Source organism: Bradyrhizobium genomosp. III, from assembly GCF_000261705.1.
In the GTDB taxonomy this organism is placed as follows: domain Bacteria; phylum Pseudomonadota; class Alphaproteobacteria; order Rhizobiales; family Xanthobacteraceae; genus Bradyrhizobium; species Bradyrhizobium ottawaense.
Genome location: NZ_AJQF01000541.1, coordinates 1 through 7,494 on the forward strand (window position 1 = coordinate 1; position 7,494 = coordinate 7,494).

Below are 7,494 nucleotides of genomic sequence, written 5' to 3' on the forward strand. Positions count from 1 at the left end.
TCAATCAAGTGCTTGGAGGCTTGTTCACGGACAACTGGTGAGGATCAGAACAATCGAGCCATGGAACCTGACAGGCACTCCAAATCCAGCGTTGACCAGCCCGACGAGAAGCTTCGCGGCCGAGCGAGGCCCTGACCCTACGCGTCGGCATAGCAATCGTGGACCGGTTCATCATATCGTTTTACAGCTTAAGGGAGATGCAGTGAATCGTGAGGGGCTCTATTCTTCGATGTCCGCCGGATAAATTTGGAAATGCGGCAAATGATGATCGAGGACGATAAGGGGATTCGCCCCGGCATCGAAACGATGCGCGGGTTGCCTGCATTTTATGATGGTGCAGTCGTGACGACATCGTCGCTCACGAATGTAAGTCTATGTGTCGATCTGGACGCGGCGAAGCAGTTGGATCGATTACAGCCGATGATCGAACCGATAAACTACACGACGCTTTGGCAGCTGCAACCTGTGTCAAACAGTTGAAGTTCGATGCGGTTTCTCCTTTTCGCCCGATGAAGTAGTCTACGAAAATCGAGCGATGCAGTTCGTAGCGCATATTTAAGCTATCTAATGCGGAACGAACGCCGCATAAACTTCATCGGCTCCACTAGGGTTGGCGCGATTATCGCCGCCGCTTCGGCCAAATATCTCAAACCATATATGTTGGAGCTTTGGGCTCGACGCCGTTGATTGTGCTCAACGACGCGGGCGAAAAAAATGACAAGGCTGGCGCGAGCGCCAAGCAAAGGAGACAGGCGAGGGGTGTGGCCCTGCGAAGTGCACACCGCAGTTTTCCTTATTCGCGCGGGAGGGCCACTGGCGTGGAGCGTCGGTCGAGATAGCCACCAGGGAACGCAGTCAGGGGAAGGATTGGCGTATATGGATGCCATAACGCGAGCCCAACCAGCCGCGCGTCAAGCCGTACGATCAGTTTGCGGGCGATCATGTTAGCTATCGCCTCATCAATCTCGCCCTGCATTACATTCGCCGCGCCCGGCCGATCGCACAGGCGAGTTTCAGGCGAGCCTTCGTCCGCGGCCAGAAGAATTTCTCGCTCGAGGCCTCTGACGCGGTGTTCGCGCTCGATTGCTATGGCTCGCGTGTCCTCGACTATGATTTCGTCGCCGTTGTCCTGCATCGACAGCATAGAGAAAGTCGGCCCCCTCCAGGCTTTCAGCCAGGCATCGATGCCCTTGGCGACGGCATTTAGCCCCGGGCGGTTTTCGTCGCGCGGTGTGAAATGGCCGCCGACATCGTGGTCTTCGCTGTCTTCGAAGTAGTATACCTGTTCCGAGAGATCGCGCTCCGACAGCGGATACACGTAGCGATAGGGGGCGGCCGGGAGCAGCTTCAGTCCATGTTTCTCAGCTGTGTAATGATAGGGGCTGTAGCGCTGGTATCGCAAGCGTACCGCAGGTCCCGGCTGCAGATGATGCAGCAACGGCAACCAAGAGGCCATTTCCGCATACCATGCATCACACTCGCCGGGAAAGCCCCACAATAAACTCCAACTGACCCGCACGCCGTACTGACGGCACCACTTCAACAGCTGAACATTGTGCGCTGAGGTCGTTCCTTTGCGCATCAGCTTCAAAACACGAGTATCCAGGCTCTCAATACCCGGTTGAATCCAGCGGACGCCGGCGGCAGCCAGCTTTTCCACTTCGTGGCGCTTCAGGTTGGCTTTGACCTCAAAGAAGATCGCGAGCTTCTCGGGTAGCGCGGTGAGGTGAGGGAGCGCCTTTTCAAGGTAGTCAATGGCCATAATATTGTCTACAGCTTCGATGCGCGACGAGCCGTAGCGCGCCGACATCTCAATCATCTCCGCTGCGGCCTGCCCCGCGGGCTTCTGGCGGTAGGTCATCGATCCGCCGTTCAGCCCGCAAAACAGGCAATGACTGCGCTCGCCCCACCAGCAGCCGCGAGAGAACTCCATCGGCAGCCCAGCATGGATGCGGTCGGCGTAGAGCGACGCCTCAACCTCCGCAAAATAGTCCGAGAAATCCGGCAGCGGCAGGTCACGCATGTTCTCGATCACGGCGCGGGGCACTAAGTCGCGCGTCGACGCCGCGGGATAGCCGGCCTCGCGATGCGTCGGGCCGAAAACGCCAAATGGCAGGTCAGCAGGCGGGATGTCTCTGCCGCGATTTAGGATGTCCCAACACAGCGGGCCGATCAGTGCGTCGGCCTCGCCCGACACGACATAGTCGACCCATGGGAAACGCGCGTGAGTGCTGCGCCCCATTACCGACTCGCAGTTCGCTCCACCCATGAGGGTGACAAGATCAAGTGAGCGCTCGCTCAGCCGGCGCAGCAACGCGAGCGAGGGGACATGCTGGGTGAAGGTCGAGCTGCACCCGACCATAGCCGGCCGCTTCGCCAATATCTTGTCAGCCGTCCAGTCGATAAACCCGCCGATGAGCGAGCGCAGCCTAAGGAAATTCGCGCGACGCTCGGCCATACCTTTGCCTGCGTGTATCGGGTTGCGCTCGAAATAGAGGTCGAGGAAGGCGTTTTGTTCGGGTTCGAAGCCGGGAAAAGCAATGCCCGCGAACAGCCAATCAACCAGTGCCTCCTCTGGCGGGCAATTCTCAAGAGGTCCATAGTCGGCGATGCCTATGTATTCTAGAAACCAGATGTTGGCATATGCTATGGTGGATTGCAGTCCAGCCTGGGTCAGCGCTGATTTCAGCAGACCAAGCGCCAGTGACGGCCTTTCGACTGCCGACACAGGCATGTTGACTAGGACGATTGGCACAGCGATACTCATAATCATTCCACGTTATTCATGATGTGCGCACAGGTGCGTTCGCCATGCCATAGTCTCATGCGCCGGACGGCAAAGTGAATTCTGCGCGACTCCTGACCGGAGCCGTGAACATGAAGTCGCTAATTCGGCTAGTGGGCAGCCCGCTTCGAGCCACGATTTCCGCGTCACGTTCGTTGCCCGGCGACTGGACGGCATGAGCAAGCAGAGAGTGCTGGAGCCGAACGGGGAATAATTGCCTGCACGCGGCTCCGCTCTGGTATTTAGCGGCGCCACCCTCGAGTGAGACGCGCTGTTTTTCATCATTGATGAACGGACTGACGTCGTCATTCACATGGACCTATCAAAGTTTCAGGCGCGTCGTCGTCCGCTAGCAGGGATCACCGCCAGTGCAAGTTGCAGTGGCGCGCCACGAAAAGCCACGACCTCTCCGGAACCAGCGGCACCGTCGTCTGGCAGAACCATTTGATTGACCACTGGGCGGGGCAAGCCATTCTCGACTTAACCGCGTGCGTCCCAGTCGTGCACCGCTGATGCCCGAAATGAGGGCTTGGCTCGAAGCCGCAAGCGCGGAACCCCGCTGGTCTTCTTTTGTCACGCCGGTTGTGCACGCCACGAAGCCAGGGACCGTGGATGCGGAGCGGCATGTCATCGCGCTCAGCACTGCTGGATGGTGGGATGCTGCTGTCGCTTGAGGCTAAGTAGTGCCTCAATGCGAATCGGCACAATCTGCACCCGTATGGGAGGACGCGTGTTTGACTCCTTCGATGCGCCTCGTCGTCCAGTCACCGGTCTGCCAGATGAAGCAGTCGTCGAGGTCTTCTTCGATCAGCCCGGTCATGTACAACTGATCGAGCAAGTCGGCGACCCCAAGGAGGGTTGTTCCGTCAGCTGCGACCCGAATAACCAGCTCCGACATTGTGCAGTTGCCGTCCGCGATCAAAGGGCCAACGGAAATCGGGGCGATGTCGTCGAGCACGCGGTGTTCCATGTTGCGTGAGCGAAGATGAAAGCACCGGTTCCCTGCCTTATATTGCAGGTCCCTGCGGAAGCGGATCGGCAGGTCATGGGCTGGGCTCTCGAGCATATACTGTTCGATCATGCTCTGCAGCCCGCCCCGGAAACCGTCAGGCGTGCTGAAGAAGCGTTCACCCAGAATGCGGGTACCCGAGAGGCCAGCGATCGCTACCCGGCACCGGCGTCACCAGTCGTAAACGCCCCTGCCGCATATTTACGAGGAAGCCGGAAACGCAGGCGATCGTCGTGTGATTGCGTTCCAGAAAGGCGATTGCACCGTCCTTGTTAGCGCCCCTGCGCTTCTCCTTCCGCTCGCGCGCGCGCCCGACCATGGCCTTTGCTGTCTGCGCCTCCTTGCCCTGCAGGATGAGTTCGACTCCTAGCAACTCCTCAGGCGAAAAGGCCGTGTGAATCTGATTAAGATGGGCCCTGCTCAGCACGGAGAAACGATTCGTCGTCGTGCGATATAGATTGAAGAGCCCGAGCACGTGCCTGGTGAGTGCCGGATCCTTGAGTGGGGCTGCGGTTGTTGTTTGCGGTAACGCGCCCGTAATCTGATAGTAGTCGAACAGAAAGCGATCGTAGTGTGGGTTGTCCATAGGATCTGTGGCCCAGTAGCAGAAGCCCGTGCGGACTGCAGAACCAAACATTTCGCTCGCGACACCAACCACGCCCCGCCAAAGCGCTGCATGCTCTTTGCTATGTCGTAATAGCCTGTAAAGCGATCGGCCGAGAGGCCACAGAACCAACAACCGACGCTGCAGCCTTCGCTTAGCTCGAAAGCGATTATGGGGTGCGTGAGCGACGCCGCCGACACGCCCAATTGGTCATTGCAGCGCCGGATTTGCCGCTCGCGCCAAGCATGAAAGCGAGGATTGATCGTCGACATCTCGCCTTCGTCGCGCAAGAGGTCGCGATGACGCATCATCTCGCGGAGATACTCATCCCACATCACAGCCAGCGGCCACGGCGCAGACTCCGGCTTGAAGCGGTATTGTTGGTAGCCACCGCGCCAGAGCGGCAGCACCTCCATTGGATCCACATTGATGCCGTACCGCTCTGTTACCGCTCGAGGGGTGGCGATTGCCTCCGCAAGCGCCCTGCGGAACTCCTCGTCACCGACTAACCGCTCCATGAAGCGTTTGAGATGCGATAGCGTGCGCAGTTGCTCCGGGGTACGCCGGTCAAAAATCTGTCGGTAGTGCTCGGCGGCAGCGTGTGTCATTGACGAAGCTTACTTCATGTTTTCATCGCACTTCATCGCACTTCATCGCCTCCTCGAGCAACCACCCGATGCGGTCAGAGCGAAGGCATGTCAGACCTCGGCCACGACCGCTACAATAACAACCACAACAACTGCAACGGGCTCAACTGCTGTGGCGTGGTCAGAGGCCGCTTCCGCGGCTTGCGCGCCGCTCGTGGCCACCTCTGCAAGGGCCTGAACAGCGCCGGTCGAGATCGTATCACTCGAATTAAAAGTGCCACCGGCGAGCGGTTTAGTCGTCAACTTCTGTCGAGCTCGAATGCAACTTTTAGCTTCATCAGGTGTGAAGCTGTAGCCGAGGCTCTTTCCGATCGCGACAATCGATGCAAGGCCGGTAGCAATTGGTTTTACGCGTTCAAGCAGACCACCGTCGTTCCCCAGATCGTTGACGAATCGCTCTACGTCAGTTCGCGACACAGCCAGTCTCCGTGCCTTTGCTCAAAGTCGCCAAATCATCCATCTCGGGCTCACAAGCGATTGGTGCCGACGCCGTTAACAGGGCAAGAGGCGTGCCGAATTGAAGATTGCTGATTTTTCGTTTTTCTGACCCTGCGTATCGTCCACTTGGTGACACTTTGTTGCCGAACTGACAATCGGCCCGCTACGCGGGACGAGGTTTTCGTTGACAGTATCCAAACGGAGCAGGTTCTTCACGGCTGCGCCACAACGACGGAGGCAATCCGTCGAACAATACAAAATAGTCAAGAGAGCCTGGGGGCGCTGTCCAAGCGTTATGGATCAATCCGAAGACCGTCGCAAAATGGAAGAAGCGCGGTTCGGTGGCCGATCTTCCGACCGGCCCGAGAGAGCCAAAATCCACCAGTTTGTCGCTTGAGAAGGAGGCCATCATCGTCGCCTTTTGCAAGCATGCGCTGCTGCCGCTGGATGACTATGACTGCCTTTATGCTCTCCAGGCGACAATCCCGCATCTGACACGCTCATCGCTTTATCGCTGTCTTCAGCGCCATGGCATCTCACGGCTTCCGACGTGGAGGATGGCAAGGGCGTAAGGCGCAAGTTCAAAAGCTATCTCGGATACTTCCACATCGACATCGCCGAGGTTCGCACCGCGATGGGAGGGCTTTATCTCTTCGTCGCAATCGATCGAACCTCGAAGTGCGCCTTCACCGAGTTGCACGAAAAGCCACGAGTGTCACAGCCGACTTCTTGCGGAACTTGATCAAGGCAGTCCCTTACAAGATCCACACCGTTCTGACGGACAACGGCACCCACTCACCGACCCAAGCGGTGGGAGTTGGACTGTGGCCGATATCAAAGCCATGATCGAACGAAAGCAACCATTTTGGGCTCATGCCTTCGAGGTGGCCTGCGCCCGCAATGATATCGATCGTTGCCTGACCAAGCCTAAGCATCCCTGGACCAACGGCCAGGTCGAGCGGATGAACCGCACCATCAAGGAGGCCACAGTCAAGCGCTTCCACTACGACACGCATGACGAGTTGCGCAGCCACCTCGCCGACTTCGTCCGCGCCTACAACTTCGCTCGCCGGCTGAAGACCCTGAAGGGCCTCACGCCCTACGAATACATCTGCAAATGCTGGACTTCCCAGCCAGAACGATTCAAACTTAATCCGCTCCAGCAAATGCCGGGACTAAACACCTAGTTTGGAAACGCAGTCGCTGTTGGAGCTTGCATACGGACGGCGCGGGCCGCTCGCCGTCGAAGGAGAGCGGCAATCGCCGTTCTTGAACCGGGCCCGTTTCTTGAGCCGCTGGTTGGCTGCTTTCGGGCAACGCTCCCTGTTGCTGATCGCGCTGCTGCTCCTCTGGTAGGCAGCTTCCAGGTTTGGTTTGGTAGATCCGGTCTTCCTGCCACCGTTCACGGAGGTCATCGTACGCTTGCGCAAACCGGCGATCATTCACTACTCTTGAGCACAGCCAGCGAATTCACACGGCGCTTTGCGCCATCAGCAATCGATATGGCCATCTTCTCCGGAAATCCTTTTGGAAGCGCATTCAGCACCTGATCTATGGCCTTTGCGGCTGTATCGCCGAGCTGCTGGATGACAACCTTGACTGTTTTGTCGGGTAGACCGCAGCTTTTCGCAGTCTGCACGAAATGTCGGCCGAGAACCGTGTGGACGATGTAATGCCGGTTGCTGCCGATCGCCATGGCCAGCTTCATTTGGTTTTGGCTGATCTGTCCAGCGTCCAAGCTCGGTTGGGTCGAAATGATGTCGTAAAGCGGTGCAAGATGAAAACGACCGCCCGGCGCCAAATGAATGCTAAAATTCTTCGCGTGGCCATCGGTGGCGGCAAGCAGCCAGAACACGATCTGCGCCTTGAAGAAAATGGCCTGGTCGTCCTCAGGCGTATCGCTGCCCTTGAGGAAATCCGAGATTTTGCGGATGCCGGGTCCGCCATCGGATTCATACTTTCGCGCGGGTGGAACGGACAGCGCCTGGCAGCAGTCTTCCTGCGGCAGGCC

The 7,494-nt window shown here is 58.0% G+C and carries 6 protein-coding genes and 2 pseudogenes; 3 read left to right on the top strand and 5 right to left on the bottom strand.

Annotation, left to right across the window (positions count from 1 at the left end):
* The first annotated feature begins 261 nt into the window (after positions 1-261).
* Both IC66_RS0141360 and IC66_RS48875 read left to right on the top strand, forming a co-directional pair.
* Positions 262-480, top strand: a complete 219-nt coding sequence (locus tag IC66_RS0141360) for a hypothetical protein (protein WP_223153707.1) — start codon at positions 262-264, stop codon at positions 478-480.
* Between the two features lie 99 nt (positions 481-579).
* Positions 580-704, top strand: a pseudogene (locus tag IC66_RS48875) (aldehyde dehydrogenase family protein); the annotation flags it as partial.
* An 89-nt stretch (positions 705-793) separates the two neighbouring features.
* Here the strand turns inward: IC66_RS48875 and IC66_RS0141365 are convergent.
* From IC66_RS0141365 to IC66_RS44675, 4 genes are all read right to left on the bottom strand, one after another.
* Positions 794-2,773: a RiPP maturation radical SAM C-methyltransferase gene (locus IC66_RS0141365; RefSeq protein WP_011084777.1), complete on the bottom strand. Its 1,980-nt coding sequence runs from the start codon at positions 2,771-2,773 to the stop codon at positions 794-796.
* A gap of 700 nt (positions 2,774-3,473) precedes the next feature.
* Entirely contained in the window at positions 3,474-3,866 is a 393-nt protein-coding gene (locus tag IC66_RS0141370; protein WP_011084778.1) for a hypothetical protein, read from the bottom strand.
* Positions 3,867-3,912: 46 nt separating this feature from the next.
* Entirely contained in the window at positions 3,913-4,380 is a 468-nt protein-coding gene (locus IC66_RS44665) for a hypothetical protein (protein ID WP_028143999.1), read from the bottom strand.
* 716 nt (positions 4,381-5,096) lie between these two features.
* A complete protein-coding gene (locus IC66_RS44675; protein ID WP_011084781.1) occupies positions 5,097-5,462 on the bottom strand; it encodes a Nif11-like leader peptide family natural product precursor in 366 nt (121 codons plus the stop codon).
* A 213-nt stretch (positions 5,463-5,675) separates the two neighbouring features.
* On the opposite strand from IC66_RS44675, the pseudogene IC66_RS44680 reads away from it, so the two are divergent.
* Positions 5,676-6,670: pseudogene (locus IC66_RS44680) on the top strand (IS481 family transposase).
* Positions 6,671-6,921: 251 nt separating this feature from the next.
* On the opposite strand, the gene IC66_RS0141400 reads toward IC66_RS44680, so the two are convergent.
* The coding region (locus IC66_RS0141400; protein WP_038951317.1) for a HipA domain-containing protein at positions 6,922-7,494 on the bottom strand (573 nt) is incomplete at its 5' end.